The 26868-nt window shown below is 67.9% G+C and carries 25 protein-coding genes; 17 read left to right on the top strand and 8 right to left on the bottom strand.

Annotated elements, in window-relative coordinates; genetic code table 11:
• Positions 1 to 3: 3 nt before the first annotated feature.
• From ILP86_RS13170 to ILP86_RS13185, 4 genes are read left to right on the top strand one after another with little or no spacing between them, the layout of a single operon-like run.
• Positions 4 to 954: an ABC transporter permease gene (locus ILP86_RS13170; protein WP_029258835.1), complete on the top strand. Its 951-nt coding sequence runs from the start codon at positions 4 to 6 to the stop codon at positions 952 to 954.
• The gene (locus ILP86_RS13175) at positions 951 to 1799 is read left to right on the top strand and encodes an ABC transporter permease (protein WP_193762171.1); all 849 of its coding nucleotides are present in this window, start codon (positions 951 to 953) and stop codon (positions 1797 to 1799) included. Before ILP86_RS13170 ends, ILP86_RS13175 begins: the two co-directional genes overlap by 4 nt.
• Positions 1800 to 2597 (top strand): ABC transporter ATP-binding protein, encoded by a 798-nt coding sequence (locus ILP86_RS13180; protein ID WP_113680819.1) that lies wholly within the window; start codon positions 1800 to 1802, stop codon positions 2595 to 2597.
• Positions 2594 to 3448 (top strand): ABC transporter ATP-binding protein, encoded by an 855-nt coding sequence (locus tag ILP86_RS13185; RefSeq protein WP_193762172.1) that lies wholly within the window; start codon positions 2594 to 2596, stop codon positions 3446 to 3448. Before ILP86_RS13180 ends, ILP86_RS13185 begins: the two co-directional genes overlap by 4 nt.
• A 6-nt stretch (positions 3449 to 3454) precedes the next feature.
• Here the strand turns inward: ILP86_RS13185 and ILP86_RS13190 are convergent, their stop codons facing one another.
• The gene (locus ILP86_RS13190; RefSeq protein WP_170224066.1) at positions 3455 to 4723 is read right to left on the bottom strand and encodes a HAMP domain-containing sensor histidine kinase; all 1269 of its coding nucleotides are present in this window, start codon (positions 4721 to 4723) and stop codon (positions 3455 to 3457) included.
• A gap of 5 nt (positions 4724 to 4728) precedes the next feature.
• Entirely contained in the window at positions 4729 to 5397 is a 669-nt protein-coding gene (locus tag ILP86_RS13195) for a response regulator transcription factor (RefSeq protein ID WP_058630823.1), read from the bottom strand.
• Positions 5398 to 5533: 136 nt separating this feature from the next.
• On the opposite strand from ILP86_RS13195, the gene ILP86_RS13200 reads away from it, so the two are divergent.
• The 4 genes from ILP86_RS13200 to ILP86_RS13215 are packed head-to-tail and all read left to right on the top strand — an operon-like array spanning position 5534 to position 9256.
• Positions 5534 to 6292, top strand: a complete 759-nt coding sequence (locus ILP86_RS13200; RefSeq protein WP_058630822.1) for a hypothetical protein — start codon at positions 5534 to 5536, stop codon at positions 6290 to 6292.
• A complete protein-coding gene (locus ILP86_RS13205; protein WP_193762173.1) occupies positions 6289 to 7344 on the top strand; it encodes a peptidoglycan-binding protein in 1056 nt (351 codons plus the stop codon). The genes ILP86_RS13200 and ILP86_RS13205 overlap by 4 nt, the downstream gene beginning before the upstream one ends.
• The gene (locus ILP86_RS13210; RefSeq protein ID WP_061017445.1) at positions 7341 to 8051 is read left to right on the top strand and encodes an ABC transporter ATP-binding protein; all 711 of its coding nucleotides are present in this window, start codon (positions 7341 to 7343) and stop codon (positions 8049 to 8051) included. Before ILP86_RS13205 ends, ILP86_RS13210 begins: the two co-directional genes overlap by 4 nt.
• Entirely contained in the window at positions 8048 to 9256 is a 1209-nt protein-coding gene (locus tag ILP86_RS13215; protein ID WP_082682522.1) for an ABC transporter permease, read from the top strand. Before ILP86_RS13210 ends, ILP86_RS13215 begins: the two co-directional genes overlap by 4 nt.
• A gap of 117 nt (positions 9257 to 9373) precedes the next feature.
• Here the strand turns inward: ILP86_RS13215 and ILP86_RS13220 are convergent, their stop codons facing one another.
• Positions 9374 to 12403, bottom strand: coding sequence for a DEAD/DEAH box helicase (locus tag ILP86_RS13220; RefSeq protein WP_193762174.1), 3030 nt, complete (start codon positions 12401 to 12403; stop codon positions 9374 to 9376).
• 189 nt (positions 12404 to 12592) lie between these two features.
• A complete protein-coding gene (locus ILP86_RS13225) occupies positions 12593 to 13225 on the bottom strand; it encodes an ABC transporter permease (protein ID WP_308431938.1) in 633 nt (210 codons plus the stop codon).
• On the opposite strand from ILP86_RS13225, the gene ILP86_RS13230 reads away from it, so the two are divergent.
• From ILP86_RS13230 to ILP86_RS13270, 9 genes are all read left to right on the top strand, one after another.
• The gene (locus ILP86_RS13230; RefSeq protein WP_227751230.1) at positions 13155 to 13601 is read left to right on the top strand and encodes a UDP-N-acetylglucosamine 2-epimerase; all 447 of its coding nucleotides are present in this window, start codon (positions 13155 to 13157) and stop codon (positions 13599 to 13601) included. The genes ILP86_RS13225 and ILP86_RS13230 overlap by 71 nt on opposite strands.
• Positions 13601 to 13792 (top strand): LPXTG cell wall anchor domain-containing protein, encoded by a 192-nt coding sequence (locus ILP86_RS13235; protein WP_061016041.1) that lies wholly within the window; start codon positions 13601 to 13603, stop codon positions 13790 to 13792. Before ILP86_RS13230 ends, ILP86_RS13235 begins: the two co-directional genes overlap by 1 nt.
• 97 nt (positions 13793 to 13889) lie before the next feature.
• On the top strand, positions 13890 to 14555 hold the full coding sequence (locus ILP86_RS13240; protein WP_061016043.1) for a hypothetical protein: 666 nt from the start codon (positions 13890 to 13892) through the stop codon (positions 14553 to 14555).
• A 34-nt stretch (positions 14556 to 14589) separates the two neighbouring features.
• Positions 14590 to 16332: a DUF11 domain-containing protein gene (locus tag ILP86_RS13245; RefSeq protein WP_193762175.1), complete on the top strand. Its 1743-nt coding sequence runs from the start codon at positions 14590 to 14592 to the stop codon at positions 16330 to 16332.
• Positions 16333 to 16420: 88 nt separating this feature from the next.
• Complete coding sequence (locus ILP86_RS13250) at positions 16421 to 17062, top strand: exosortase/archaeosortase family protein (RefSeq protein WP_061016047.1); 642 nt, start codon at positions 16421 to 16423, stop codon at positions 17060 to 17062.
• A 22-nt stretch (positions 17063 to 17084) separates the two neighbouring features.
• A complete protein-coding gene (locus ILP86_RS13255; protein ID WP_113680072.1) occupies positions 17085 to 18443 on the top strand; it encodes a glycosyltransferase family 2 protein in 1359 nt (452 codons plus the stop codon).
• Between the two features lie 73 nt (positions 18444 to 18516).
• The gene (locus tag ILP86_RS13260; RefSeq protein WP_061016051.1) at positions 18517 to 19047 is read left to right on the top strand and encodes a hypothetical protein; all 531 of its coding nucleotides are present in this window, start codon (positions 18517 to 18519) and stop codon (positions 19045 to 19047) included.
• Between the two features lie 85 nt (positions 19048 to 19132).
• A complete protein-coding gene (locus tag ILP86_RS13265) occupies positions 19133 to 19468 on the top strand; it encodes a hypothetical protein (protein ID WP_193762176.1) in 336 nt (111 codons plus the stop codon).
• Between the two features lie 134 nt (positions 19469 to 19602).
• Entirely contained in the window at positions 19603 to 21780 is a 2178-nt protein-coding gene (locus ILP86_RS13270) for a S8 family serine peptidase (protein ID WP_193762177.1), read from the top strand.
• 351 nt (positions 21781 to 22131) lie between these two features.
• Here the strand turns inward: ILP86_RS13270 and ILP86_RS13275 are convergent, their stop codons facing one another.
• The 4 genes from ILP86_RS13275 to ILP86_RS13290 form a co-directional block, all read right to left on the bottom strand.
• The gene (locus tag ILP86_RS13275) at positions 22132 to 23136 is read right to left on the bottom strand and encodes a magnesium and cobalt transport protein CorA (protein WP_045263009.1); all 1005 of its coding nucleotides are present in this window, start codon (positions 23134 to 23136) and stop codon (positions 22132 to 22134) included.
• A 443-nt stretch (positions 23137 to 23579) separates the two neighbouring features.
• Positions 23580 to 24605 carry a Gfo/Idh/MocA family protein gene (locus ILP86_RS13280; protein ID WP_193762178.1) on the bottom strand — a complete coding sequence of 342 codons (1026 nt, stop codon included), beginning with the start codon at positions 24603 to 24605 and terminating at the stop codon, positions 23580 to 23582.
• Positions 24602 to 25627 carry a Gfo/Idh/MocA family protein gene (locus ILP86_RS13285; protein ID WP_193762179.1) on the bottom strand — a complete coding sequence of 342 codons (1026 nt, stop codon included), beginning with the start codon at positions 25625 to 25627 and terminating at the stop codon, positions 24602 to 24604. Before ILP86_RS13285 ends, ILP86_RS13280 begins: the two co-directional genes overlap by 4 nt.
• Complete coding sequence (locus ILP86_RS13290) at positions 25624 to 26808, bottom strand: ROK family transcriptional regulator (protein WP_058631079.1); 1185 nt, start codon at positions 26806 to 26808, stop codon at positions 25624 to 25626. Before ILP86_RS13290 ends, ILP86_RS13285 begins: the two co-directional genes overlap by 4 nt.
• Between the last annotated feature and the right edge of the window lie 60 nt (positions 26809 to 26868).

The raw sequence follows: 26868 nt of genomic DNA on the forward strand, positions 1-26868 counted from the left end.
ACGATGCCATTCGCGCTCCGCAAGCTCGCCGGCATGGTCTTCACGCTGGTGATCGCCTCCTTCATCATCTTCGCTGCGATGTACGCAGCGCCGGGTGACCCGGTCACGTTCCTCATCGGCAACCCCGAGAACCTGACCCCGGAGCGGATCGCGAGCGTCCGGGCCCAGTACCACCTGGACGAGCCGATGCTCGTCCAGTACTGGCACTGGGCCTCCGGAGTCCTCACCGGCGACTTCGGACAGTCGTTCCAGTACCACCAGCCCGTGAGCGCGCTACTGGCGGCGAGGGTGCCCATCACCCTGTCGCTCGTCGCCTACGCGGCCGTCGTGCTCACGGTCGTCGGCATCGGCCTCGGCATCGTCGCGGCCGTGCGCCGAGGAAAGGCGGCCGATACCGCCATCATCGGATTCACGACTCTCGCAGCGAGCATCCCCTCCTTCGTGCTCGGAATCGCCTTCGTCGCGTTCTTTGCCGTGGAACTGCGATGGTTCCCCGTGGCAGGTGCGGGTTCCGCTGGACTCGATCGTCTGTATGCGCTCACGCTCCCGGCGCTCACCCTCGCCATCACCGCGCTCGCCATCGTGAGCCGCGTGACACGACAGTCCATGATCGAGCAGTTCTCCTCGGAACACGTCGAGGCCGCCCGAGCCTCGGGTCTCCGCGAGCGGTACATCGTGCGCGATCATGTCCTGCGCGGGGCCTGGGGACCCATCATCACCATGGTCGCGCTCGTCATCGCGAGCATGATCGCCGGAACGGTCGCGGTCGAGACGGTGTTCGGGATCTCCGGCGTCGGCTCCCTGCTCGTCGACGCCATCAACACGCACGACTTCCCGGTGGTGCAGGCGGTGCTCCTGTTCATGGTCGTCGCCTACATGATCGTCACGACGATCGTCGATCTGCTCCTTCCCGTGCTCGACCCCCGTATCCGACGAAGGACGGTGTCCGCATGACCTCCGTGCTCCTCCCACGGGTGCGCCGCCGTCGGCGCTCCGGATCCGACGTCGGGTTCTGGATCTCCTGCGGCCTCCTCGCGCTCGTCGCGGTCGCGGCAGCGTTCGCCCCGCTCCTCGCCCCGTACGAGGCCGACAGCGTCGACTTCGGAGCGATCTGGGAAGGACCGAGCGCGCAGCACCTGCTCGGCACGGACCAGCTCGGGCGCGACCTCTTCTCCCGGCTGCTCATCGGAGCGGGTGAGACGCTCGTCGGCCCCGTGGCGCTGCTCGCGCTCGCCACCGTGCTCGGCGTGGCGATCGGTGTCCTGGCGGCGTGGCGAGGGGGATGGATCGATACCGTCCTGGCTCGCGTGACCGACGTGATGTTCGCGTTCCCCGGTCTGCTCTTCGTCGTGCTCGTCATCGCCGTGTTCGGCAAGGGGCCGGCCACGGCGATCGTGGCGCTCGCGCTCGCCTACGCGCCGGTCATCGCGAAGTACACGCGCAGCCTGGCTCTGAGCGAGATGACGCGGCCCTACATCGACGCGTACCGGGTTCAGGGGCTCGGCGGCCTGACGATCTGCGTGCGCGGAGTCATCCCGAATCTGCTCCCTCCGCTCGTCGGGTATCTCGTCGTCCTCTTCGGCGAAGCCCTCATGAGTCTCGCGACGCTCAGCTTTCTCGGGTTCGGGGCGCAGCCTCCGAGCTCGGAGTGGGGCCTGATGGTCCAGGAGGGGCAACCCGGAATCATCCAGGGGGAGTTCCTTCCCACGCTCGTCCCCGGTGCCGCCATCGCCATCGTCGTCATCGCGGTGAACGTCGCCGGGGTGCGCGTGGCCGACCGACTGCTTGCGAAGGGATGAATGATGCTCCTCGACATACAGGACCTTGATCTGGCGTTCGGCGAAGGCGACGACGCGGTTCGGATCCTCACCGGCGTCAGCCTCGTGGTGGACCGCGGCGAGCTCGTCGGGCTCGTCGGGGAGTCGGGCTCGGGCAAGTCGACGACGGCGCGCGCGGCCCTCGCCCTCTACGGCGATGAGGCGACGATCGCGGGGAGCATCCGCGTCGACGGGACCCAGATGGTGGCGGCCGATGAGAAGACCCGGCGGCGCGTGCGCTCCGAATCCGTCTCGCTGGTGCAGCAGGATCCGCGTTCCGCGCTCAACCCCGTGCGTCGCATCGGGGATTCACTCGCCGAACGACTCGTCCGCGTGCACGGCTGGCGACGGGGCCGCGCCGAGGCGCATATCGTCCAGCTCCTCGCCGCGGTGGGACTCACCCACCCGGAGCGGCGAATGCGACAGTACCCGCATGAGCTCTCGGGCGGCATGCTCCAGCGCGTGGTCATCGCTTCCGCATTGAGCACCGATCCCGCGCTCCTGCTCGCCGATGAGGCGACGAGTGCGCTCGACGTGACGACGCAGGCCGAGATCATCGCGATCTTCCAACGGCAGATCCGCGACCGTGGTCTCGGCATGCTCTTCATCACCCACGACCTGGCTCTGGCCGGCGCGATCTGCGATCGGATCCATGTCCTGCGCCAGGGCGAGATCGTCGAGACGCTCACGAAGCCGGGGCTCTTCGCGGACGCGGTTCATCCGTATACGCTCTCGCTGATCGCCGCGGCCCCTGTACTCGACACGAAGGAGGCGTCATGAGTCTGGTGGAGGTCTCCGAGCTGTATCGGGCCTTTCGGATGGGTCCGGGATCCGAGCGCGTCGTCGCGGTGAACAACGTGAGCTTCGCCATCGAGTCGGGTGAGGCGCTCGGCCTCGTCGGTGAGTCGGGCTCGGGCAAATCGACGATCGCTCGGATCCTCGTGGGTCTGGAACGCGCCGACGCGGGGTCCGCGGTGATCGACGGCATCGACCGCCTCAGTCGACCGCGCGGCAGAGCCGAGCGTCTTGCGAGGGCTCGTGCGGTGCAGATGGTGTTCCAGGACCCGAACGGTTCTCTCGATCGCCGGCTGACCGTGCGCGAGGCGTTGCGGCGCACCCTGCGTCTGCGGGAACAGGGGGCGGGCGCGCACATCGACCGCACGATCGGAGAGCTGCTGGAACGCGTGCGGCTGACCGAGCGGCACGCCGACGCGAAGCCGCACGAGCTGTCGGGCGGTCAGCGGCAGCGCGTCGCGATCGCGCGCGCACTGGCGGTGTCTCCGCGCCTCGTCGTGCTCGACGAGGCGGTGTCCGCACTCGATGTCTCCGTGCAGGCGCAGGTGCTCGAACTCCTCGCCGAGATCCAGCGGGAGTCGGGGGTGAGCTATCTGTTCGTCAGCCACGACCTCGCCGTCATCCGCGAGCTCTGCTCCCGTGTGCTCGTGCTGTTCCGTGGCACGGTCGTCGAACAGGGGGAGACCGGCCACGTACTGCGGAGCCCGCAGCACCCGTACTCGCAGCTCCTCATCGCATCGACCCCCGGTCCGGGGTGGGACCCGGAGCGGGTCGTGCAGGACCGGATGACGTTCACGCAGCGCATGGAGGTCGTCGGTCGGGGCGACCGGAAGTAGGCCGGGTCAGAGCGGGAGGACGATCGCGGCGATCAGGCCGCCGCCTTTACGGGCGCGCAGGCGCACCTCGCCGCCATGGGTCTTGGCGATGCTCTGCACGATCGCGAGTCCCAGCCCGGTGCCGTCCGGGCCGGCCGAGGTGCGACTAGCATCGCCGCGGTAGAACGGCTCGGTGAGCAGCTGCACGGTGGCAGGGGTGATCTGCGCCCCGGTGTTCTCGATCTCGATGACGGCTCGTCCGCGTTCCCGTCGGGAGCGCACCCACAGCTCACCGCCGGGCACGTTGTGGCGGATGCCGTTCTCGAGCAGGTTGCGCACGGCCCTGGCCAGCAGCACCGCATCGCCCTCGACCGTGAGGTCGCGCAGGTTCGTGTGCACCTCGATCTCCTGGGCGTCGAGGTCGTCGACCTGGTCTTCGATGAGCGTGCGCAGCTCGACGGGTTCGACCTCTTCCAGGCCGGTGCGGGCACGCGCGAGGGCGAGCAGCGCCGTGATGAGCCGCTCACTCTGCTCGGTCGCCCGCAGTGCCCGCTGCATGTTGGCCTGCAGGTCCGCCGGCACCGCTCCCTGTTCGAGGGGGATCTCCAACGCAGTGCGCGTCGTCGTCAGCGGGGTGCGCAGTTCGTGCGAGGCGTTCGCCACGAAGCGGTCCTGGGCGGTGAACGCCGACTGCAGCCGGTCGAGCATCCCGTCGATCGTGTCGCCCAGCTCCTTGATCTCGTCGTCGGGCCCCGGCAGAGCGAGGCGTCGGCCGAGGTCGCGTTCGGAGATGTCGCGCGCGGCGGCCGTGACCTCTCCGATGCGGTCGAGCGAGCGGCGCGCGAGCCAGAACGCGATCGCGGCGGCCACCCCGGTGAAGGCCACGAGCACGACCACCGACCACAGCAGCAGCCCGTTGCCCACCTCGTCGGCCAGGAAGCTCGACTGCTGCAGCACCGCGCCTTCCACGGCGTCGAAGGTCAGGGTCTGGGACGGCACCGCGAGCTGCGCGTCGATGGATCCGGCGTAGTACCCGCAGCCGGTGCTGGCCTGGCCCCAGAGGAGGCTGCTGCCGTCGGGGAGCGGAGTCACCTCGCTGACGTCGGATCCATCGGTCGCGCTCGACCCCTCGCCGACCTGCAGGACCGCCGCCATCGGGAGGCAACTGGCCTCGGTGGTGGTGATGGCCGTGGAGAACAGCTGTTGCACCACGAGGTACTGCACGGTGAGCAGGGCGGCACCGGCCGCGATGAAGACCGCGGTGATGATGATCACCAGTCGGGTGCGAAAGCTCATACGTCTCATGCGGTCGTCCCCACTCGATAGCCGTGTCCTGCCGCGGAGTGGATCACCTCGGGCGAGCCGAGTTTGCGTCGGAGCGTGTGCACCACGATCTTGACCACACCGCGTGTGCGCTCCTGCGGTTCGTCCCACACCTCGTCGAGGAGGTCGTCCGCGCTGACGTAGCCGCCCTCCGCGGCGAGAAGCGTCTCGAGCACCCCGAATTCCTTGAGCGTCAGCCGGATCGGGCTGCCGTCGCGCTCCACGATGCGTCGAGCGCTGTCGAGGCGCACTCCGGCGAACTCCTGCACGGCACTCGTCCGCGCAGATCCGCCACGACGGCCGAGGGCGCGGAGGCGGGCCAGCAGCTCCACGTACGCGAACGGCTTGGCGAGGTAGTCGTCGGCGCCGAGGTCGAGGCCCTCGACACGGTCGTTCAGGGTCCCTGCGGCCGTGAGCATCAGGATTCGTGCCGGATACTCCTGCGCGACCAGAGTGCGGCACACCGCGTCGCCGCTCAGCACCGGCAGGTCGCGGTCGAGCACGATCACGTCGACGTCGTTCGAGGCCGCGGAGGTCAGGGCTGCGGCTCCGTCGCGGGCGACCTCCACCAGGTAGCCCTCGCGGCGCAGGCCGTCGGCGAGCGTGTCGGCCAGGTCGGCCTCGTCTTCCACCAGCAGCAGTCGCATGGCACCTCCGTCATCCGAGGGTGCGTGTGCCGCGGTTAGTTTCCGGTTAGGCGCCGTCATACCCACAGCAAACCACCGCCTCCGTAGAACTGACTGCACGTCGCGGATGAGCTGCGACCGCGAGAAAGGGAACCTCATGTTCGATTCGAGAGCAGTCCGATCGTGGGCGGCGATCCCCGCTGTCTTCGCACTCTTCACGCTCGCCGCGTGCAGCGCACCATCGGGAGACGACAAGGCGAAGGACGGGGCCAACGATGCGGCGGCCGCCCGGTTCGTGACCTGCCTCACCGAGGAGGGGCAGACCGCGAAGATCGTCGAGGGGGGACAGGTGGGGATGCTGATGCCCGACGGTCCCGCGAGCGGCACCTCGACGGGCGGCATGATGTCGGTCGAAGCGGGCTCGGGCGACGACGAGGACCTCGCCATGACGATGGTCTTCTCGGACGACGACGGTACGTGGCTCGCATCGACTGCGGCATCGGGCTACCCGGAGGAGGGCGGGCAGCGCGCCGCGTGGGAGACCTGTGAAGAGAAGGTCCCCGAGTTCACGCAGCCGAAGCCCGACATCTCGGACTCCGGAGCGCAGACGCAGATGATCTCGCCGGAGGAGATCATCGAGTCCGGTCTCGCCTTCGCCTCCTGCGCCAGAAAGAACGGCTTCGCCGACTTCGCCGACCCCGATGCTGACGGCATGCTCACCCTGCCGAAGGGGATCAGTGAAGACGAGGCGCGCACGCTTCTCGAAGCCTGCGCGGACACCACGGGCGACATGCCCCCGATGTTCACACAGGAGAGCATCGAAGCCGTCGACTTCGACTGGTTCGCGGTGATGAGCGAGTACTTCGAGGGCATGGTCTCCGCCGCCACCGTCCTTCCGTCGAAGGACGACGAATGAGCCGCCGGCTGACCAAGGTGCTCGTCCCGGTCGGAGTGCTGCTCGTGGCGGCCGCCGTGACCGTGGCCGTGCTGCAGCCCTGGAGCTCGGTGGCCGAGTCGCCGGATGAGGAGAAGGCGCCGGTGACGGTCGAGGCGGAGCTCACCACGCTCACCTCCGATCTGCGCCTCAACGGAACCCTGAGCTACGGGGCGTCGGTCGCCCTGCCGGGCCGTGCCGGCACGATCACCCGCCTGCCGGCGGCGGGGGAGCAGATCGGTGTCGGGCAGGCGATCTACGAAGTGGACGGGAAGCCGGTGATCGCGATGCGCGGCGATCGTCCGTTCTGGCGCGACCTCGGCGTCGGCGTCGAGAAGGGCCCCGACGTTCGTCAGCTGGAGCAGGCGCTCGCCGATCTCGGCTTCGGCAAGAACATGACGGTGGACGACGAGTTCACCGCGGTCACGGAGACCAACGTGAAGGCCTGGCAGAAGTCGCTCGGGGTGCCGCAGGACGGCATCGTCAAGCTGGGTGACGTCGTCGCGATCAGCGCCGCATCCGTGCGGGTGGAGTCGGTCACGGCGAAGCTGGGAGACCCGGCGGGGTCGAGTCCGCTCAGTTACACGAGCACGACGCTGCGCGTGGTCGCCAAGCTGACGGATGCACAGGCGCGCGAGATCCTGCCCGCCACGAAGGTGACCGTGATCCTGCCGGACGGGACGGAGGCGCCGGCGACCGTGACCGCCGTCGACCCCGGCGGGCAGCCGACCGAGAAGGAGGGCGAGACCACTCCGCCCACCGCAGACGTCGAGTTCGACGACCCGGCCGTCGCCGAGGGCATCGGGCTGCGCGCGGTCAAGATCGTGTTCGCGACGTCGGAGGTGAAGGATGCTCTGGTCGTGCCGGTCACAGCCCTGGTGGCGACGACCGACGGCGGCTACGCGGTCGACGTGCTGCGCAAGGGCGGAAAGGTCGAACGCGTCGCCGTGGAGGTCGGACTGATCGCCGACACCAAGGTGCAGGTCACGGGCGGAGAACTCGCCGCCGGCGATGCCGTGGTGGTGGCGCAATGAGCCCGGACACGGTGGTCGAGCTCGTCGATGTGATCAAGGAGTACCCGGGCAACCCGCCGCTGCGCGTGCTGCATGGCATGAGCCTCGCGATCGAGAGCGGTGAGCTGGTGGCCGTGGTCGGAGCCTCGGGATCGGGCAAGAGCACGATGCTCTCGATCATGGGCACCCTCGACGACCCCACGAGCGGCACCGTGCTGATCGATGGGACCGACGCCGCGGCTCTGCCCGAACGCGAGCGTGCCGTGCTGCGCGCTCGCCGCATCGGCTTCGTGTTCCAGCAGTTCTTCCTCCTGCCCGCACTGAGCGCGCTCGACAACGTCGCGCTCGGTCTGCTCTACTCCGGCGTGCCGTCGGCGGAGCGTTCCACCCGGGCGGCCGCAGCGCTGGAGCGGGTGGGCCTCGGCGCGCGCATGAAGCACAGACCTGGTCAGCTGTCCGGCGGTGAGCAGCAGCGCGTGGCGATAGCCAGGGCGATCGTCGGCGCTCCATCGGTGCTGTTCGCCGATGAGCCGACAGGTGCGCTCGACTCGACGACGGGCGATCGCATTCTCGAACTGCTCACCTCGATCGCCGATTCCGGCACGGCCGTCGTGATCATCACGCACGATCCGCACATCGCCGAGCGCACGCAGCGGCAGGTCGGCATCCACGATGGCCGGATCGTGAGCGACACCGGCTCGCGCGTGAAGGAAGAGGTCGCCGCATGAGACGCAGAGGGGAGCGGATGCCGCGACTCAGTGTCGCGGACAGCATCCGCACGGCACTCATCGGTCCCCGCAGTCGCAAGATGCGCACGGCGCTGTCAGCGCTCGGCGTGGCGGTGGGCATCGCGGCGCTCACCGCGATCACGGGCATCGCCGCCTCGAACCAGGCCCAGCTGCTGGCCGAACTCGACTCCCTCGGCGCGAACATGATCGTCGTGCAGCCGGGCTACGGGCCCGACAACAAGCCGGTCGAGCTGCCGGAGACGGCCGCCGGGATGATCGAGCGGGTAGACGGGGTCGAACGGATCGGGGTGCTCGAGAAGGTGCCGGACGACACGGGGGTGTACCGCAACGACCTCATGCCGAAGAGTCAGGGCAACGGACTGACCGCCTATGCGGCGAGTCCCGACTTCCTGTCGTCGGTGGAGGGATCCGTGGCGAAGGGCTCGTGGTTCGACGAGACGGATCGCTCGCTGCCGGTGACCGTGCTGGGCGCGGCGGCTGCGGCGCGCATGGGCATCACGGAGCCGGGCGTGCGGGTATGGATCGGCGAGCAGTGGTACACCGTGATCGGGATCCTCGACGCAGCGGGCCTCGCCGAATCCATCGACGCGAGTGCGTTCCTCGGCGACCGGTGGGCGGCCGAGCACGTGGCGAAGAAGAGCGACGGCAGGATCGCCGCGATCTACGTGCGCATGGCCGACGGTGCGACGGGGGAGAAGGTCCGCGATGCGATCGCCCGCGCAGCGAACCCCTCGTCCCCGTATGTGCAGGTGAACGGGCTCGGCGACCTCGCCGGTGCGCGGGACACCGCGGATGACTCGCTGTCCGGCCTCGCGGTCGGACTCGCGGCGATCGCTCTGCTGGTCGGAGGGATCGGCATCGCGAACACCATGGTGGTGGCGGTGTTGGAGCGGCGCGGCGAGATCGGTCTTCGACGTGCGCTCGGCGCGCGCTCGGGGCAGATCGCGGGTCAGTTCGTGGCGGAGGCGATCGTGCTCGGCGGGCTGGGGGGTCTCGCCGGAGCCGCGGTCGGCGCGCTCGGGGTCGTCGTCTACGCCTCGATCCAGGGGCAGGCGGTGACGATCCCTGCGGTCGTGCTGTTCGGTGGCCCGGTCGTGGCGCTGGTGGTGGGCGTGATCGCCGGGCTCTACCCCGCGATCAGCGCCGCGCGCCTGTCGCCTACGGCGGCGCTCCGCACGGTCTGAGGCCCTGGGTTCGCCCTGGTCGCGCACGGGTTCACGCTCCGGTCGCACTTTCTGTCGGTTCCTGGTTTTCTGGGCGACAGAGAGTGCGACCGGAACGTGCGGCAGCGTGACGGAGCGCTACGGGGAGCAAAACACGCGAAGACGTATGCCGCATTGCTGCGCGGCGCTCCACAGGCTGGTGAGCAGGACGTACGCCTGGGTGGCGTGTGGCGCCGGGTCGTCCTTCTGCAGTTCCGCACGAAGTTTCGCGATCGACAGGGAAGCACCTGCCACCACCCACACCTCGCGCCGGTAGGAGTGGGACTGGACGCGGCGGTCGATGTCCTGCCAGACCTCGGCTCCGGTCCGGGTACTCGCCCCCCAAGGGAGGCGAATGCGCGGGGCGGTGTGCGGGGAGTCCTTCCACTCCTCTCCCCAGTAGTCGGTGTGGGGACGATCGACGTTCCCGAGGGTGAGGTATCGCAAATTCTTGATCGCTTGACTTGCAACGACATGGAACGCGCCGGCGGAGAGCTCGCTACCGGAGGAGATCTTCGTCTTCTTGTTGGTCTTCTTGGTCGCCTTCGCATGGATGAAGGCGACGGCATCGTCGTCGTAGGCGATGAAGTCTGCGATCTCGGCGGACAGGTCGGTACAAATCAAGAACGTCGATCTCGGCGTAAACGTCTTCGGTACGAGGATGTTCTCGATGACGCCGAAGACCGAATCCGATGGCCAGCGTCCCGTGGAGTTCGGTTTGCCCTTCTCGTCCAATGCGGAGGCCAACGCTTGCTCGCCCTCCAGGATCCCCAGGATGCCGTCGTCCCCCGTGCGCCGGTCCGCGAGGTCCCAGAAGTAGCCGTTCGAGTACACGGGGCCGGACGCCGTCGCGACGCGAAAAGACTGCGTGAGGTTGATGGTTGCGATGATGCCGCGATCATCCTCTGTGGCTAGATCGGCTGTCAGATCGTCGAATTCCGGTGAGGAGACCCGGTAGCGGCGGGCGCGTGTATCCCAGGCGATGGATGCCCGGATATCGGATCCGCCGACCGATATGGAGAACCCACCATCGGCATCCACTGCGCTTCCCGTCTCGTCGCTGAGGTGAGCTGCGGTGTTGGGCGCGACGGCTGTGGCCAGCCACTCGGGGTCGATGTCAAGGAGCACGTGGACGGGCGTGGGATCTTCCGGGGGCGACGTCTCGGAGGCGTATCGGTTCAGGGAAGGCGCCGCATCCGCTGTACCGTTCAGTTCGCTCGCTCTCGCCGAGACCCAGGCGTAAAAGGACTCGAAGGACGTGTCTGAGCCGTTCTGGCGATCGTGGATGCGGCTGTTCTTCGTGCCGACGTAGCGAGCGACCCGGGGCGATTCGGGTGCGTCGTCGTGCACGACGGCAAGAGCATTCGTCCACGCGTAGGTCGAGGACCCGATCTCCGATGCCACGTTCGTCAGGTCCCTGGCCCGCAGGCTCCGTGAGCGGATGGCGTCACGGCTCAGATCCGAGTTGATGAGCGACACGCTCGTGACTCTTGCGTGCTCGGGCAGCGTTCGGTGGAGGCTCCCGACCTCCGGTCGACTGAACGCGGAGACGAGGGAATGCGGCGCTGCGCCTTCACTGTCGGCGTAGAAGACGAATCCACCGTGCCGGATGAGTGCCGTGTACCCGACTCGCGTCTCGATGTGGGAAGCATTCATCAGCACGGGCGAATTACGGAAGGCAACCCAGGCGATGACGCGCGCATCGTCGTATCCGTCGGGGGTGAACGGACCGTAGACCTGACGCTTCGCCTGCTGCCACTCTCCGACGATGGATTGGACGAGAGCATCGAATCCTGCGGATGTGAGAGGGGCGGAGGCATCAGGATCGGTTCGGTCTTCGTCGCGCCACACGCGCACGTTCGCCGCGTACGCGAATTCCTTCCAGAGATCGTGGGACTCGAAGTCGAGCCCGTGCCGGAACCGGCCGTCCTCGTAGGTCTCATGCGGCTGAGCCCGGAGAAGATCGGAGGCGAGGGTTTCGAAGGTGGTCGGCGCAGAGGCCGCTTTCGCGTCGTAGTTCATGTAGCGCCGCCAGGCGTCGTGCGTGGCCGCGATGTCGGGAGCGAGTACGAGCGCGGGCAAGGGCTTGGAAAGCGACGGATTCCGCAGAACTCGACCGATCTGCTGGACCGTCGACCGGTCGTCGGTGAAGGCGTCGTAGAGGGCCAGGATACGGAGGTCCGGGTCGTCGAATCCCTCGCGAAGCTTGAACTGGTGGACCCAGAAGCGTTGGGGAGGACGCTCCCGGCGCGCGGGGATGGCGCGCTGGAAGTCGGGGTTCCCCGACCTCTCGAACTGATGGTGGAAGCCGATCGCGGTCTCGCCGCGTGCATGGAGAGCCTCGACGATCTGCCGCACGGTCTCGTGTCGATCGCAGCGGACGAGGATGCGTTCGTCGCGTGAGATCCCGCGGGCGCTCAGATCGTCGAGAAGTGCCTTCACGAAAGCGACCGGATCGCCCGGAGAGCCGAGGGACGCGAAATCCGGCCGACGGAGGAACAGCTCGGCCTCCGCTTCGTGGTGAGGGAAGCGGTAGTGGTTGTCGCTCCCGATATCGAAGGAGCGGTTGTCATTGCGGAAGGCCGTCGCCGTGAGCAGACAGGTCTTCACCCCCATGCCGCGGATCGCCCGCGACCAGAGTGCGGAAGGCTCGTAGTGACATTCGTCGACGACGGCGAAGTCGATGCGGGCGAACGCCGCACGCATCGCTTCCTGGTCGTGGCCGAGCATCTTCCAGGCCGCGTGCACCTTTGCGATGGTGCCCACCCAGACTCGTCGCTGTGCGGGTTGCTCCCTCAACAGGTCCAGCCACTCAGAGGCGGTTGGGATCGCCACGACCTTCGTGCTGGGGGGAGGAGAGAGGCCGAGACTTGTCCATTGATGCCCCGAAAGGTCGTCGCGCAGCTGGCGGGAGAGGGGCTTCCAGGGCGTGAGGACGATGACGTCACGAGTGAGGGTGCCCACGCGAGAGACAATGTCGGCGATGACGGCGGTCTTACCTGTACCCGTCGGCATGGAGACGAGCGCCGACCCCGTCGCCGCCGAATCGTTCAGATATCGCTCGAAGGTGGCGACGGCGCGTCGCTGGTGCGGCCAGAGCGGCAACATCGGCGGATCTTCGGGAGCCACGTCGCCATCCTCTTCTGCCGGGAGTCAGGGGAGCCCGCCGGTTGTCCACCGTCGCGTCCTTCTCCTTATCATGTCGTCGAATCGTGGGGTTGGGCTCCGGTGACACGCACGAAATCCCGCCGAGCGCGGCGAAACGCCCCGGCCGGGGAGAAGTCCCCGGTCGGAGCGTTCCGTCTCGCTTGGCGTCGATCAGCTGACCTTCTTCCGGTAGGAGATGATCGCGAACACGTAGGCGACCACGAGGATCCCGACGCACCAGGCGAGGGCGACCCAGATCTCGGACCCGACCGGCTCCTGCGCGAACAGCGCCTGGATGGTGTTGACGATCGAGGTGACGGGCTGGTTGTCTGCGAACCACTGCACCGGTGCCGGCATGGTGTCGGTGGGCACGAACGCCGAGCTGATGAACGGCAGGAAAATCAGCGGGTACGAGAAGGCACTCGCGCCGTCGACCGTCTTGGCGTTCAGGCCCGCGATGATCGCCAGCCAGGTGAGTGCCAGCGTGAACAGCATCAGGATGCCGATGACTCCGAGCCAGGCCCAGAAGCTCGCTCCGGTGCGGAAGCCCATGAGGAATCCGACGCCGAAGATGATCGCCAGGGTGATGGCGTTCGCCGTGAGGGACGTGAGCACGTGGGCCCACAACACGCTCGATCGGGCGATCGGCATGGAGTGGAACCGCTCGAAGATGCCGCTCTGCATGTCGGTGAACAGCCGGAACGCCGTGTAGGCGATGCCCGACGCGATCGCGATGAGCAGGATCGCCGCTTCCGGGTGGCCCGTCGTCTTCCCCGTGCATCCTCGAACGCGGGCGATGCTCACCTCACTGGACGCGGAGCATCTCCTCGACGCCCTGATCGCCGAGGAGCCGTACAGCTATGAGCGCTTCCTCGCCCTCGCCGCACACGCGGCAGTGCTGGTATCCGACTCCGGCGGCATCCAGGAGGAGGCTACGGTGCTCGGGCGACCGGTGCTCGTCGTGCGCGATTCGACGGAACGCCCTGAGGCGCTGGGATCGTTCACGAAGCTCGTCACACCTCAGACGCTCGCGAGCGAGGCGGCGGCTGTGCTCGCCGATGTCGAGGGGACCCTGGAGAAGCTGAGCGCCTTGCCGTCGCCGTTCGGTGATGGCAAGGCCACGGCACGCATCGCCACGCACATCAATTCCGTCGTCCGCCTCGCCGCAGAGGAGTCCTGATGTACAGCAGCGATCTCACCACGCCTCTCGCCGCCGTCGGCCTCCTCGCGATGACCGGTCCGGATTCGGTGCTCACCTGGGTCATCGTGGGTGCGGCAGCCATGGGAGCTGGAGCGTTGCTCACCGTCCGTCGGCGCGTGCTGCGCAGGGCCGCCCCCGTCGGGCGGGATCGACGCCGGCCATGCCGTTGAGGCGTTTCCCGTGCGGGCGTAATCGAACGTTCGATCCGCGGTCCTATCGGCGGCGATGCACTCTGCGCGTCACTCAAATGGAAGGAAGGGGCTCGAGATGAAGAGCATCCTCAAGACTGCCTGCACCGCCGGCATCGGCCTGCTGATCGTGGGAGGCACAGTGCTCGGTGGGCAGGTGGCCATGGCCGACGACCAGCCGGTCACGCCGGATTCGTCGACGACGACCACCAGCACCAGCGGAACGGAAAGGGTCAGCTCTCCCCAGCTGGTCCGCGGCTACCTCGGTCGCGCCACACAGACGGCTGCCACCGGGGTCACTCCCGGATCGGAGATCAAAGAAGGTGCCGTCGTGCAGCTCGTCAATGATGAGCAGATCGACGGCGTCTACAAGGTGATCCTTCCGGTACCGGCGAACACCACGTTCGCCTCGGCGACCGAGGGCGGCGCGCTGGTCGGTTCCAACGTCGTGTGGACCTTCAACGTGGCGCATGACGGTGGCACGCGGATCGTGCAGCCGATGGCGTCGTTCACGGTCGCCGACGACTACTGGGGACCGACGATCACCAACAGCGCCAAAGTCGTCTACACCGGCGGAGTGTTCACGGACGACGTCCGTTTCACCTACAACTATGCGCACCAGTTCGCGCAGCGCCCTCCGGTGCCGGTGATCGATGCCGGTGTCGGACTCGCCAGCGCCGGTGTGATCGGGGTCGGCGCGCTCGGCGCGCTCGCTCTGCGCCGTCGTTCCACGGCCACCGACTGACCGCGCTCGGCTCACTCAAGAGGAAGAAACCACAGTGAAAAAGAAATCCATCCTCCGGGGTGCGCTGGCCGGGGGGTTGCTCGCCGCTTTGGCGGTGGGCGCCCTCGCGGCGGCCCCGGCTGCCACGGCCGCAGACGTCAACGGCTGGACCGGTTCGGGCGACACCCGCACCGCATCGGCGGCCGGCGCCACTGCCAAGATCACCACCACCGACAAGATCCAGGTGAAGAGCTCCGGTGATGTCGTCAACCTCGCCACCGTCCGCGACGGCGGTGAGCTGGGGCTGAACGTGATCGGTTTCCACGAGGACTTTCCCTGCAAGAACGGCATCGAGTGCGTCCGCGGCAACGTCGTGGTCGACTTCGGTCAGCAGGTGACGAACCCGAAGATCAAGCTCGACAAGCTCGGTGGCGACGTCTACGCGCTCGGCGGTGTCGTGAACAGCTCCGCCAAGTACACGCTGACGACCTCCGGCGTGACACTGAGCTCGACGTCCGGAGACCTCGACGTCACCTCGAACACCATCACGTCCACCAACTTCGCGTCGAAGAGCGGAACCGTGCGGGTCAATGGCACGGTCTCCAGGGTCGTGTTCCAGGTCACGATGCGGTCGAAGGGTGCCTTCCTCGGCCTGATCCCCACGTGGACCAAGGTGCCGAGCGACCTGCACAGCATCGACATCGATGTGGACAAGCCCACCAAGCCCGTGCTGACCGTCGACAAGAACGACCACCGCGACGCGGCTGTCATCGGCGACCAGCTCTCCTACGACATCGTCGTCAAGAACTCCGGCGATGCGGCGGCGACGAACGTCGCCATCAGCGACGATCTGCCCGCCGGTCTGACCGGTATCACCGCGTCCTACACGGCGGGTACCTCGGGTCAGGTCACGGTCTCCGGACAGCAGGTGCGCGGCACGATCCCGTCGCTCGCTCCCGGAGCCTCGTCGACTCTGACGGTGAAGGCGACGGTCGGGACGTCGACTCCGCTCGGCAACCTGCGCAACAACGCCTGTGCCGTCGCGACCTCGTCCAACCAGGCGTGCGACTGGGACGACACGACCATCGACAAGCAGACCAAGCCCGTCCTGACGATCACCAAGGACGACCAGCAGGGTGACGTCAAGCTGGGTCAGAACCTGACCTACGACATCGTGGTGCGGAACACCGGTGACGGTGCTGCCAAGAGCGTCGTGGTCAGCGATCCGCTCCCGACCGGTCTCGACTTCGTGTCGGGCAGCGGTCCTGCCGGCATCACGGTCACGGCCTCCGGGCGCAACGTGACCGCCGACCTCGGCGACCTCGCCGCAGGGCAGTCGGTCACGCTCAAGGTGAACGCCAAGGTCAACCAGTCGGCAGCGCCGGGTGCATTGTCCAACCAGGCGTGCGCCGCCGCGTCGAACGCAGCGAACGTCTGCGCAACCGACACCGACACCGTCAAGCGCGAGTTCTTCCAGTACACGTTCAACTCGAACCCGACCGACCCGCAGCCGGGTCAGGCGGTCACGTACCGGATGGAGTTCGGCAACAACGGCAACGTCGACTCGGCGAATGCGGAGATCGAGTACGCCCTGGCCGGCGTGCTGGATGATTCCACCTGGAACCCGTCCAGCGTCACGGCCAACAGCGGCACCGTCGTGGTCAGTGGCAACACCATCGACTGGAAGGGTCCGCTGGCGTCCGGCCAGACCGTCGTGATCACCTTCACCGGTGTCTGGAACGGCAACGGAGACGGCTTCGCCTTCCCCGGTGTCACCTATTACGGGAGCGCCCGCTAAGGAGCGCCCCGGCGAACAGGAGAGGGCCGTCCTTCCAGGGCGGTCCTCTCCTCGCCCCGTTTTGCACCACCCGCAGTGAGAGGTAGTCATGGCCAGCAGCACGATCGTCGAAGACCCGCGAAGAGAACTCCGACCTCCTGTGCGGTTCGCGCTCGGCGGGCCGAAGGGGGACCGCGCCGCTCGAATCCTCGCGGCGTTGCTGTTGATCCTCGCGGTGCTGGCCCTCGTCTGGGTCAACGAGGCGTTCCGCTCTTTCGAAGCCTCGGCTGCGACCTGGGCTCTCTCCCCCTTCGTCGAGGGTCAGCGTCTTCCCATCGCCGAGCACTACTTCGTGCGGACGCCCGAGCATGAGCTCATCGCCCTTCGCGTCACCGTCGAGTGCACCACGCTGCTGATCGGCGTTCCCCTGACGGTCGTCGGCGCGGTCATCCTCGCCAGCACGCGAGTGCCATGGAGTCGCAGTGTGCTCGGGATCCTGGCGATGTGGGCCATCATCTTCGTCGTCAACCTCCTCCGGCTCGTGATCATCGGATGGTCGACGCAGACCTGGGGTCTCGACCCCGGCTATGAGATCAGCCATGTCTTCGTCGGTTCCGTCGTCGGCATCATCGGCTATGCGCTCGGGCTAGCCGCCCTGTTGCTCATCGTCGGCGTGCGGCCGCGTCGCCGTCGCCGCGTCGTGCCGGAAGAGACCGAGGGGCCTCGCTACCACCGAAACGGCGCGCTCTGACGCGAACCTGAAAGGCCGTTCCATGCTCTCCATACTCAACGCCTTCACGATTCTTCTCGGCGTCGCCTTCGTCACCTACGTCGTCTTCATCCTCGTTCCGTACCTCCGGTACCCGAAGGCGATCCCGGGGGACCCCGCCGACTTCGAATGGCACTTCTTCATCCCGTGCCGTGACGAGGAGGCGGTCATCGACACCACCATCTCGCGCGCCCGTCGGGACTTCCCCGGTGCGCACACCTGGGTGATCGACGACGACAGCGAAGACGCCACCTCGGCGATCGTCTCGCGGTGGGCCGCAGAGGACTCGCACGTGCACCTGGTGCAGCGCCGCCGTCCGCAAGCCCGCACCGGCAAAGGCGACGCCCTCAATGCGGCCTACCACCAGCTGCTGAGCTGGCTGCCCGAAGACGCCGACCATGAACGGATCGTCGTCGTCGTGATCGATGCCGACGGCGAGATGGAGCCCAACGCCCTGGAGATCTGCTCGGCCGAGGACACCTTCGGCGATCCCGCGGTCGGTGCGGCGCAGATCGCGGTGTGGATGAAGAACCGCGACGACAAGAAGCCCTACCCGAACAGTGGCCGGTTCGCGAACACCTTCGCCCGTTTCCTGCTGCGCATGCAGGACCTCGAATTCCGCACGACCATCGCAGCGATGCAGTCGCTGCGCGCGAAGACGGGAACCGTGGGGCTCGGGGGGAACGGACAGTTCACGCGGCTGTCGGTTCTCGACGCGATCGGCGAGAAGTTCGGCGAACCATGGCACGGAGCTCTCCTGGAGGATTACGAGTTGGGCGTGCACGTCGTGCTCGCCGGTTTCCAGGTCAAGCACGTCTACGACACCCATGTGAACCAGGAGGCGCTCCCGTCCATCCGCCGTCTCCTCACACAGCGCACGCGCTGGGCGCAGGGCAACATCCAGTGCGTGAAGTACATCGGCGAAGTGGTGAAGTCTCCTCATGTCGACAGCGCTGGTGTGATCGAGACCAGCTACTACCTCGTCCTCCCGTTCCTGCAGATGCTCGGCGCGCTGTCATTCACGATCCTGGTGGGTGCGCAGGTGTCGCTGTTGATCCAGGATCCCGCTCAGGTGCAGCTCGCGCTCGGCAGCGTCCTGGGCCTCGTCGGACTTCTCTCGGTGTTCTCGATCGCCCCCTTCGCTGTCTGGGGCTTCGTCTACAAGGTGCGCTGCGAGCCGCAGGCCAGCTGGTTCACGGCCCTGATGTGGGGGCTGGGTGTCTGGCTCTACGTCTATTACATGTACATCTGCATCGCGCGGGCCTTCCTGCGCATCATGCGCCGGAAGAACGGCTGGGCGAAGACGCGACGTAATGCGGAAGCGCACGTCGTCGTCGGGGGCTCGGTCGCCGTCGAGGTGTGATGCGGGGGACGCCCGTTCCGGCGAACTCACGGCTCGCAGCCCCCGCACGAGCGAGATGCGAAAGACTGGAGGCATGACTTCGCCTGCACTCGACACTCTCCTGGCCCGCATCGTCGAGAGCGGACTGCTCGAGGATCCGATCGCCGAGAACGGGCTGGTGTACGGGCGCGCGATCATCGACGCCGCCGGTACGACCGTCAACGTGAACGTCGATCCGGAGCTGGAGGACGTCCAGAGCGATGACGTGGATCATGAGGCGCTGGTCGCGGCAGTCGCCCGCACCCTCTCGGTCGGGGAGTCTCGGTGGCGCTCGGTGATCGACGAGATCGTCGCCGACATCGAGGATGCCGTCGACGACGAGCCCGTCGCGGAACAGATCGACCTGCGCGATGATCTCGAGGCCACCTCGGTCGTCGTGTTCGCCGACGCGGTGCTTCTCGCCTTCCTCGCGCCGAAGCAGTTCCCCGAGTCGCGCATCCTCGTGCAGCTCGACGAGGACTTCGAGGTCGACGGCGTCGAGGTGCGCGACCTCGACGGCTCGGAGACGATCGACTTCGACACCCTCGACGACCTGCTCGACGAGATCAGCCGCTCCGACAGCTGATCTGCTGAGTGCCGACCTCCTGCTGATGACCGCGGATCCTCGTTCTGCTGCGTCTTCTCCGTATCGTGTCGGGGGAGCAGCACGCGTGGTGCTGTCCGTGCTGGGCGCGATCGTTGCGGGGTTCGCCGTCGCCTGGTGGGTGACCACGGTCCAGCGGATCCCCGTGAGGTCCGACGCCGACCTCGCATCCGTCTCGTTCGGCTTCCCTCTTCCGTGGGTCTCGCAGGACCATTCGTCCAACCCTTTCGCCACCTATCCGGCAGAGGTGGTTCTGCGCCTGACCGGTCGAACGGGCATCGCCTACCCGACCGACTACGAGTGGTTGCCGTTCATCGCCGATGGTGTGATCTGGGGCGCGGCGTTCTGGCTGGTGGGCATGGTCGCTCTACCCGCATTGATGGGGATGTTCCGCCGGGAGTAGGACTCAACGCCCGCAGGCGGAACGCGCCGATCGCCACCGGATCGCGTAATCGTGCCTCGACCTTTCACTCCTGTACGCAGGAGAGTCCTCGACTCGACGGTGTTCCGTCGAGCGTTGCGGAAAGGCAGACCTGAATGACCAGCCGCGTGATCGTCCGCAGCACCTGTGCAGTCCTCGCCGTCGGCGCGGCACTCGCGATGAGCGCCCCGCTGACGGCCGCCGTGCCCGTCGCCGCAGCAGCGGAGCAGTCCGCACTGAATTGGGTGGTGAACACGAGACCAGAAGCGCCGAGCGCGGATGTGCTGCGGTCGGCCATCGAAGGCGCCGGCGGGGAGCTGTTGATCACCTATCCCGAGATCGGGGTGACGGTCGCCCGCGCACCCGACGGCGACTTCCCCACTCAGCTCGAGAGTCTCGCCTGGGTCCAGTCCGTTGGCCCGACCCGAACGTCGACCGATCCGGACACGCCGACCGCACCCGGGCCACCGATCGCCGGCGACACGACGGAGCCGACGATGATGCCGGCCGAGGGCACCGCGTGGAACACCGTCGCCATCGGGGCGACGTCACCGTCGGGGAAGGGAGTGGTGGTAGGCATCGCCGACAGCGGCATCGATACCGGACATCCGGACCTCGCCGGCCAGATCGACCCGGCGTTGTCCGTCGGCTGCACCGTCAACGGCGTACCGGACACGAGACCCGAGGCGTGGCAGCCGGGAACCGACGGCGCGAGCGCGCACGGCACGCACGTGGCCGGCAGCGTGGCGGGAGCGGCGAACGGCACCGGCATCGTCGGCGTCGCCCGTGACGCGCGCGTCGCCTCGATCAAGGTCGTCAACGACGACGGCCACATCTACCCGGAGGCCAGCATCTGCGCGACCATGTGGGCTGCTGACCACGACATCCCGATCGTGAACCACAGCTACTACGTCGACCCCTGGTACCTCTGGTGCGCTGATGTCGACTCACAGGGTGCGGCTCTCGAAGCGCTCCGTCGCGCGTACGCCTACTCCCACGACCAGGGCGTGCTGAACGTCGCCGCGGTCGGTAATGAGGGTCAGGATCTCGCCACCATGAGCACGGATGAGATGAGTCCGAACGACGGGACGCTCGAGCCTCGGCCGGTGAACTCCTCCTGTCTTCAGGCACCTGGCGCGCTGCCGGGTGTCATCGCCGTCGCTGCCGCGGATCAGGACGAGGCGACGGGCGCGATCGTGCGTGCGGGATTCTCGAACTACGGTGCGGGCAAGGTCACGGTGACCGCGCCGGGCTTCGTGTGGTCAGCAGTGCCGCGCCAGGACGACGGCTCCGTCTACGCGCTGTATCCCGGAACGTCGATGGCGTCCCCGCACGTGGCCGGGGTCGCCGCCCGCATCCTCTCGGAGACTCCAGGTCTCACGCCGGACCAGTTGACCCAGCGCATCACGGACACGGCGGATCCGCTCGCTGGGCTCAGCGCGGACCGGGTCGGGGCAGGACTCGTCGACGCCGGAGCAAGCTCGACTCCGGCGGTCGGCGTCTACTCGAAGGTCGCCCTCACCGGGCAGCCGTTCCGCGTCAACGGCAGCGGATACCCGGCGAACACCACCGTCGACCTGAAGATCGGCGGCGCTGTCGAGCAGGTGCGTACCGACGGTGCCGGTCGCTTCGCCACCGTTTTCGACGTTCCCGCGGACGCACCCCTGGGGGAGGCCACCCTCACGGGCGGAAGCGCATCCGCCCCGGTCATCATCCGCGAATCCCCAGCGGCTCCGACTGTGGTCACTCCCGTCGCCGGATCGACGGTCTATGCCAAGAGCACGAACATCACGGGCACGGGAGTCCCCGGCTCTCTGGTGCGTGTGCACGTCTTCGTCGGCGAGCTCACGCCGTTCGTCCGGTTCGTGCAGGTAGGCATGGACGGTCGGTGGTCGACCACTGCATCACTTCCGCAAGGGGATTATGAGCTGACGGCGCGCACGTTCGTCGGATCGGACATGTCGGCCGTAACAGCCCCAACGAAGTTCTCCGTCCATACGGCATCCGCAATGTCGTACTCGGTGCAGATCGCCCCGCAGGCGGGCGCTGATGACAGCCTGATCCTTCTCGACCTCACGAACGCAGGGGCGTCGGGCGGGGAGGCCGTGGTGGACATCGACCTCGCCGACTACGACGGCTTCGAGGTCCCGGTGCCCCCGACAGGCGAGGTCGAGCGCACCGACAGGGGCCTGCGTTGGAAGCTCACGCTCGATTCGGCGCAGAAGGTTCAGCTGCAGATCCCGGTGAGTGCCGGCGCCGGTGACCTGTCGTTCCCGGTGATCGTCGTGAAGTAGCGCGTGCACGGGCGAAGACCGGTCCACTGTCTGCATGTTCCTGTGCCAGCGGAGGGATCAGTGGAGCCGTGGATCATGGTCTTGCCTTGCGATGCGTATGAGGATCACCGGGTCACTCCCCGTGGAGAGTGCGGCTGCGACGGGTCCGGGAAGATCCCCGCCGCAGCCGCGTGCTTGATTGCGGACCAGATGGTGAGCCGGGTGGCTTCACCGTCCGCCTGCGTGACGGATCCTCATCCTGTCGACGCGCCGAGCAAGCGTGGCATGAGCAAGACGACGAACGGGTGAAGTTCTTACGGTCGGTCGTCGGACCTCGCCCGCACCCGCCGCCAACGATGAGCGATGCCCGTGTCAGAGCCACTTCTTGTACTTGAACACCCCGAACAGGCCGACCGCGAAGGCGAGCATCGCGCCGATGGCCATCGGGTAGCCGAAGGCCCAGTGCAGCTCGGGCATCACGTCGAAGTTCATCCCATACACGGTGCCGACCAGCGTCGGGGCGAAGATGATCGCCGCCCAGGAGGAGATCTTCTTGATCTCGTCGTTCTGCGCCAACCCGGCCTCGGTCTGACGCCGGGCGACCAGCGCGGAGTGCACGGTCAGCGCGTTTTCCAGGATCGCCCGGAACGAGTCGATCTTCTCGTTGACACGGATCGTGTGGTCGAGTACATCGCGCAGGGAGCGCTGCAGCTCCTCGTCGATGCGGTACTTCGCAGAGCCCCGACGCAGCCACTCCAGCATGCCGTTCAGCGGATGCACCGCCCGCTGGAAGTTGATCACCTCGCGGGACAGCTCGTAGATGCGGCGGGAGAGCGCGCTGTCGTCGTCGCCGTCGCCGAAGAGCTGGTCCTCGATCTCGTCGATGTCGTTCAGCAGCCCTGCCACGATCGGCTCGTACCCGTCGACGACCTCGTCGAGGATCGCGTAGAGCACGGCCTCCGGTCCCATCGCGAGCAGCTCGGGGTTCGCCTCCATGCGGGCGCGCACGGCGGCGAGGTTCGGGGATTCGGCGTGCCGGATCGTCACCACGAAATCGGGGCCCACGAACAGGTGCAGCTCGCCGAACTCGATCGACTCCTCCTTGTCGCGGTACCGGGCGGGGCGGAGGACGGCGAACAGGGTGTCGCCGTAGCGCTCCACCTTCGACCGCTGGTGGCCGGACAGTGCGTCCTCGACGGCCAGCGGATGCAGGTCGAACTCGCGAGCGACGGACGCCACTTCCTCCGGGCTGGGTCGGTACAGGCCGATCCACGCGATGCCTCCGGCGGCGTCCAGCATCCGGTAGGTCTCGTCCAGGTTCTTGGGGGTCTCCACGCGACGTCCGTGGACGTACACGCCGTTGTCGATGAGGGCCATGATCGGCTCCGTTCTCGCAGGCGCACGGCAGCGGAGAGCTCCGTGCGCGGTTCGTCAGGGGCGGATGACGCCGCCGACGGCTGCGGGGAAGGACGTGCGAAAGCGGACCAGAGGGTCAACGCGCTAGCGCAGGGAGTCTCGACGCAGTGAAGGCGGCGTCGTAACTATCACCGGACATCGCCATCACCACCTTTCGGGACTCGTCGGGCCGAACGGCCCAAGCGGTCAGCATACTCCTCGATGCTGAGCGCCGGCCCCGCTGCGGCTGCCTCGACCCGCCGGCTATCAGGATCCGCCTTCGTTCGGGTCGAAGGCGGATCCTGATCTGCCGACTCGCGGCGCCCCGACCGCAGTCGGGTGATCGGGCGTGCGGCCCGGTTCAGTCAACACCGTATAGCGACCTTTGTCCAGGGTCGATGGACGATGGTCGGAGCTTCGGTGGATCAGACGAGCGTGACGACCTCGCCGCCGCGAGCCGCCGAAGCCTGGGCGGCCTTGGCGATCTCGACGGTACGGATGCCCACGCCGGCGTCGGGCTGCGGCTGACGTCCCTGGCGCACGGCGTGCACGAACTCGTCGAGCAGGAGCGCGTCGAGGTCGGCGCCCACAGGGTTCCATGTCTCGCCGTGCGCATCGTGCCCGGCGACGCCCTTGGCGAAGGGACTGACGGTCACGGTGCCGCGCTCGGCGATCACCTGCAGGGTGAGTCCACCCCAGGTGGCCGAGCGCATCGGCCAGCTCCAGGAGCAGTCGATCGTGGCGATGACCCCACTCGGGTACTGGATCGTCACCAGGCCGCCGGTCTCGACCTCGAGGTCGCGCTCCGCATGCAGGATCCCGTTCGACACGGCGCGGACGGACTGGGCACGCTCGCCGAGCAACTCGTCGAGCAGGTCGGCGCAGTGCACGACATGGTCGACGAGTGCGCCGCCTCCCGCCAGCTCCGGATCCGTGAACCAGGTCCGGTCCTGCGGAAGCTTGCCGTTGTTGATCCCGGTGACGCCCAGCACCGTGCCGAGGCGTCCGCTGCGCAGCTCGGCGATCGCGTCGCGCACGCTCGGGGCGAACCGCACCGGATAGGCGACCATCAGGATCACACCGGCACGCTCGCACGCCTCGCGCATCGCGATCGCATCCTCGACCGTCGTGGCCAGGGGCTTCTCGCACAGCACGTGCACCCCGGCGGCGGCCGCGCGCTCGACGAGGGCGCGGTGTCGGGAGTTCTCCGCGGCGATCACGACCGCATCGGGTTTCCAGGCGAAGGCCTCGTCGTAGGTCTCGACGTAGGCGACACCGAGCTCCGCCGCCAGCGTCGCTCCTCGGGGTGCGTCGTCGGGCGCCGTGGCACCGTCGGGGTCGGCGGCGATCAGCTCGACGCCGGGCATCGCGTTGAGCGCGTGGACGTAGCTCAGAGCGTGCGTGTGCGCGAACGAGAGGACGGCGATCCGCAGCGGGGTGGTGGCGGTCATCGAGTGGCCTCCTCGGCCGTGCGTGCAGATGATGTGGGAGTGGTGACGGTCAGAGCGACCGGGGCGCCGGAGGCGATCGAGGCGTACGCGCCCTCGGCGACGGCGACGGCCTCGATTCCGTCCGCCGGGCTGACCCTGGCGTCGCGCCCCTCGCGCAGGGCGGCCACGAAGTCGGCGATCTCGGCGAAGTACGGGCTCTCCTGCGGCGACATCGGCGGCAGGTAGTCGGTGTCGGCTTCGGGAAGCACGGCGTCGGTGCGCAGCGCGTTGTCCTCGGCGCTGTCGTAGCGCAGGCGGCCCTCCGACCCCGCGACCTCGACGCTCGTGCGGAACGGCATACCCGGCGCGACCCAGCTGCCGTGGATGTGACTGATGACGCCGCTGCGGTGCGTGAGCACGACGTGTGCAGTGACCGGTGCGGGCACGCGGTCGTCGACGGTCGGCGGGTTCTGCACCGCGTAGACCGACTCGACGGGTCCGGCGAACCAGACCGCCTGGTCGATGTCGTGGATCATCAGGTCGCGGATGACACCGCCGCCCGCGCGCTCCGAGAAGAACCACGGGGTCTGCGGGGCGGAGCCTGCCCGACTGAACCGCTGCACGGCGAGCGTGCCGATCCGACCGGCGTCGATGCCCGCCTTGATCTGGGCGTACTCGCCCATGTACCGAACGACATGGGCGGGGAACAGGCGCACGCCCGCTTCCTCGGCGGCGCGGGCGACGGTCGCTGCGATCTCAGCCGTCTCCGCGAGCGGCTTCTCGCAGATCACGTCGAGCCCGCGGGCGATGGCGCGCAGGGCGAAGTCGGCATGCGTGCTGCTCGGGGTCACGATGTCGACGATGTCGACCAGGCTGATGAGGGTGTCGACATCGTCGACGAGCTCGAACCCGTACTCCGCGGCGATCTCCTCTGCTCCGACGAGCGAGGTGACGTAGCCTTCCACCCCGAGCGCCCGCCAGGCGTCGGCGTGCACGCGGGAGATCCCGCCCGCGCCGATGAGTCCGACCTTCAACGTGCTCACTGCTTCTCCTCGGTTGTCTCGTCGGTCGGGTCAGCGGCTTCCGAAGGTGCGACCCGCAGGGGGGTGATCGGCGGAGCCGGCATGTCCTCGATGCCGTAGATCTCGGCGGCGAGCCGCTGGAACGCGTGCACGACCGCTCCGTGGGCGGCGGCTTCGGCGCCCAGGCGCGCTTCCGCGATCGGCACCTGGAACGGCAGGCCGAGGTGGCCGGGCAGTGCCGCGCGCAGGGGGTCGAGCAGCTGCTCATGCGCGGCCGAGAGTCCACCGCCGATCACGATCATGGCCGGGTCGACCGTCATGATCAGGGTCGCGATGCCATGGGCGAGCTCGCCGATGAATCCGTCGAGCTCCTGCTGTGCGGCCGCGTCACCGCCGCGCGCCTTCGCGAAGACCTCGGCAGCGGTCGGGGCGGTGCGCCACGTGATCTGGCCCGTCTCGGTGTTCAGTCCCCGGAAGGCGAGGCGGCCGATGTCGCCCGCAGCGTTGTGGATTCCGCGGCGCGGGCGTCCGCCGAGGATCAGTCCCATCGCGATGCGATTGCCGACCGACAGGTAGATGACGTCGTCGACGAGCTGCGCGACGCCGAGGTGATGCTCGGCGACGGCCGCGAGACGAACGCCGTTGTCCACCGCGACGGGGCAGCCGAACGCCTGGCGCAGCTGGGAGCCGATGTCGATGCCCGACCACTCGGGGATGACGACCGAGGTGGTGACGCGCCCCGTGTCGTCGACGATGCCGGGAAGCGAGACGCCGACCGCGCGGACCTTCGATCCCGGGATCGAGACCGCGGAGAGCGTACCCCGCACGTCCTCGATCACGGCAGCCAGCTTGGACGCGCCATCGGGCCGCTCGGCCACGCCGGGGAAGCTGCGCTGCGCGATCACGTGTCCGGCCAGGTCGGCCAGCACGACCCGCACGCTCGCGACGCCGATGTCGACGCCGACGACGGTTCCGGCGGCGGCGTGGAACGAGTAGCGGCGGGCCGGTCGACCCGCGCCGCCGGCGTTCTGCGCGGGGGCGTCGACGATCAGACCGGAGTCGGTCAGGGCAGTCACGGCATTCTCGACGGAGGTGCGCGAGATCTCGAGGGAACGAGACAGATCGTTGACGGTGGCGGGGCCGGAATCACGCAGCTGCAGTGCGGATCGAGCAACGATCGAAAGCGGACCTGTCACGGCCATGTGCTGCCCCCTCTTCTCCGGCTTCGTTGCGATCAACGTCGGGTGCGATCAAATTAGCAC

Origin of the sequence: Microbacterium sp. R1, from assembly GCF_015159725.1 — a bacterium.
GTDB lineage: Bacteria > Actinomycetota > Actinomycetes > Actinomycetales > Microbacteriaceae > Microbacterium > Microbacterium oxydans.